The following is a 2,436-nucleotide window of genomic DNA, read 5'->3' on the forward strand; positions in this document are numbered from 1 at the left end:
GCCGCCCCGGGGGGGGCGCCCACGCCCCGCCCCGGTCGGCCCGGTGGCGGGGGGCGCCCCCGCGGCTGGTAGCCGACGCGGCTGGGGATGCGGCCGAGCAGCCCCGACACCTCCGAGCCCGCCTGGACGAAGCGGAAGATGTTGTCGATCAGCACGAGCACGTTCCGGCGCAGATCGTCGCGGAAATACTCGGCCATGGTCAGCGCGGCGTGGCCGACGCGAAAGCGCACGCCGGGGCTCTCGTTCATCTGGCCGAAGACCATCACCGTATTCGCCAGGACGCCGGCCTCGCGCATCTCCCGGTACAACTCCTCGGCTTCGCGCGAGCGTTCGCCGATCCCGCAGAACAGGCTTACGCCGTCGTACTCGGCGACCATGTTGTGGATCATCTCGGTGATCAGCACTGTCTTGCCCACGCCCGCGCCGCCGAAGAGCCCCGCCTTGCCGCCACGCTCCAGCGGGCTGAGCAGGTCGATCGCCTTGATGCCGGTCTCGAAGATGGCGCTCTCGACGCGGCGGGCCGCAAGGGGAACGCGCGTGCCGAGGATCGGCTGGCGGCGCATCTCGCCCAGCGGCGGGCCGCCGTCGATGGGCTCGCCGAACATGTTGAACATGCGACCCAGCAACGCCTCCCCGACCGGCACATCAATGGGCCCGCCGGTGTCGCGCACCGCGAGGCCGATGTGCAGCGCGGCCGCCGGGTTCATCACCAGCCCGCGGGCGATGTTCTCGGCCGGCAGGCTGGCGACCTCGATGGTGATCTCGGGCTCCGCCAGCGTGACCAGGCGCGTCGCGATCGCGGGCAGTTGCCCCTCGAACCGGACATCCGCGACCCCGCCGCCGAGTCGTACGATGTGACCAATACGCGCATCGCTCTCCGCCATCGCGAGTTTCCCTTGTGGCGTAAACCGGAAGCTTAGCGCATCGCGACGAGGGAGGATTTGCCCTGCGTCATGCCGGGCGCCGACGGACGGGAGCCGTGCGCGGAGCAGCCGGGGTGCCGCCCAGGCTGCGCCGAAGTGTCGGCGCGACGGCCGCGCATGAGCCTGACATTCGGAGAAGGATCGGCATCCGTCCGGCCTGCGATGGCGCTGCGTGCGGCGCGCAGCTGCGCCGGCGCCGATCACGATGCCGGGAGGCGGGCCGATGCGCGTGGACTCGTCGCCCCGCGCCTATCCGTCCGGATCGACGCGATCAGCCGGTGGTCAGCAGCTCGTCATACAGGTCCGCATAGCGCGAGACGGTGCGGGCAAGCGAGAATTCGCGCGCGACGAGTTCGGAGGCACGCGCGCCCATAACGCGCCCGGCCGGTGGATCGGCCAGCAGACGAAGCAGCGCCTGAGCCAGGTCTTCCGGGGCGCCCGGTGCGACGAGCAGGCCGGTGCGGCCATCCTCGACCACGTCCGTGCAGCCCGGCATCCGGGAGGCGACGATCGGCAGCCCTGCCAGCGCCGCTTCGAGAAGCGCGCGCGGCACGCCTTCCCGGAACTCCGTCGGGAAGGCGAAGACATCGGCCAGCGCGAGCAGCGACGGCACGTCCGTGCGCTTGCCGGTCGCGATGACATAGGGGGAATGGGCGTCGATCTCGGCCGTTGTCACCGCGGAGCGTCCTTCGCCTTCATGCGGGCCGACAAGCAGGAAGCGCACCGACGGCCGGATCGCGTGAACCAGCGAGGCCGCCTTCAGAAGGGTCGGGATGCCCTTCTGGCGGGACAGGCGCGTGACGGTCAGCACGACCTCGCAGCCTTCCAGGCCCAGCTCCCGACGCAGCCCGGCAAGCGCCGCATCGGTGACGGTGGGACGCGTGAAGGCGTCAATGTCCACGCCCGATCCCGGGATCAGCCGACTTCGGCTGTCACCCACCAGCCCGTGCTGCTCGAAGAATGTCTTGTCTATGCTGTTCTGGAACACCGTCGCCGCGGTCCAGCGCGCCGCGATGCGGTTGAGCATGCGATGGATCGGCCGCAGCGCAAGCGCCGGCAGGGCCCTGGAGGAGTACAGCCAGCCAAGCCCGTTGATGGTGCGCACGACCCTGACGGCGGCCACCCGTTGCGCCGCAAGCGGCGCCAGGATGTTCGGCTTGGTGTCGAAGGACTGGACGACCTGGGGCCGGACCTTGTCGATCAGCCGCGCGAGCTGCGCCAGGCTCCGCCCATCGGCCAGCGGGCTGACCGAGCGCGCGAAGCCGAACGGATGATAGGCGATGCCGGCCCGCGCGAACGGCGCCGGGTCGCCGGTGCCCGCGGCGGATACCTGGAATCCCTGGCGTTGCAGCGCGAGGAGGAAGGGTATCCGCAGATCGTGGTCCTCTCCTCCGACCAGCAGCACATGCGCGCTCACGGCATCACGCCCTCACATCGTCGGGGCCCGCGCGCGCCCCCGGGGGGGTGGGGGGGGGGGGGGCCCGCCCCCCGCCGCGGGCGCGCCCCGGGGGGG

Annotated in this window: 2 protein-coding genes; both read right to left on the minus strand. The window is 71.5% G+C overall.

The genetic code is table 11. The features are described 5' to 3' along the window. Window positions 1–1,127: F0F1 ATP synthase subunit beta (locus tag AC1MIR_RS07045; protein ID WP_480027473.1), on the minus strand; the 1,127-nt coding region annotated here is incomplete at its 3' end. Between the two features lie 67 nt (window positions 1,128–1,194). Next, complete coding sequence (locus AC1MIR_RS07050) at window positions 1,195–2,340, minus strand: glycosyltransferase (protein ID WP_480027474.1); 1,146 nt, start codon at window positions 2,338–2,340, stop codon at window positions 1,195–1,197. Window positions 2,341–2,436: the final 96 nt, after the last annotated feature.

It is taken from the genome of Falsiroseomonas sp. RANM36, assembly GCF_056682175.1.